The organism is Nocardia amikacinitolerans NBRC 108937 (assembly GCF_001612615.1).
Classification (GTDB): Bacteria; Actinomycetota; Actinomycetes; order Mycobacteriales; family Mycobacteriaceae; genus Nocardia; species Nocardia amikacinitolerans.
The window spans coordinates 1-843 of record NZ_BDAU01000100.1 but is presented as its reverse complement, the minus strand read 5'-3'; the positions used below and the strand labels follow the sequence as shown (position 1 = coordinate 843).

General features: G+C 68.0%; 1 protein-coding gene. It reads right to left on the bottom strand.

Annotated features, from left to right (window positions below; translation table 11 throughout):
• A partial coding sequence (locus NAM01S_RS33635; RefSeq protein ID WP_169810950.1) for a beta-ketoacyl synthase N-terminal-like domain-containing protein occupies window positions 1-843 on the bottom strand: 843 nt, incomplete at both ends.

Here is an 843-nt window from a genome sequence, read left to right as displayed (position 1 = left end):
TGTGGGTGGTGCGGCTTGGAGGATGAGGTGGGCGTTGGTGCCGCTGATGCCGAAGGAGGAGATGCCGGCGCGGCGGGGGCGGTCGGTGTCGCTCCAGGGGGTGGGTTCGGTGAGGAGTTCGATGTGTCCGGTGGTCCAGTCGACGTGTGGGGTGGGGGTGTCGATGTGGAGGGTTTTGGGGAGCAGGTTGTGTTGGAGTGCCTGCACCATTTTGATGACGCCGGCGACGCCGGCGGCGGCTTGGGTGTGGCCGATGTTGGATTTGAGTGAGCCCAGGTAGAGGGGTCGGTTGGGGGGTCGGTTTTGGCCGTAGGTGGCTAGGAGGGCTTGGGCTTCGATGGGGTCGCCGAGGGTGGTGCCGGTGCCGTGGGCTTCGACGGCGTCGATGTCGGTGGGGGTGAGTCCGGCGTCGGCGAGGGCGGCGTGGATGACGCGTTGTTGGGCTGGTCCGTTGGGTGCGGTGAGTCCGTTGCTGGCGCCGTCTTGGTTGACCGCGGTGCCGTTGATGAGTGCTAGGACGTGGTGGCCGTTGGCCTGGGCGTCGGAGAGCCGTTCGAGTAACAGTAGGCCGACGCCTTCGCCCCAGGCGACGCCGTCGGCGGCGGCGGCGAAGGATTTGCATCGTCCGTCGGGGGCCAGACCGCGTTGACGGCTGAACTCCAGGAACATGCCGGGGGTGGCCATGACGGTGGCGCCGCCGGCCAATGCCATCGAGCATTCCCCCGACCGCAGGGCTTTCACGGCCAGGTGGATGGCGACCAGGGAGGAAGAGCAGGCGGTGTCGACGGTGATGGCCGGGCCTTCGAACCCGAAGGTGTAGGCCACCCGACCCGACGCCACACT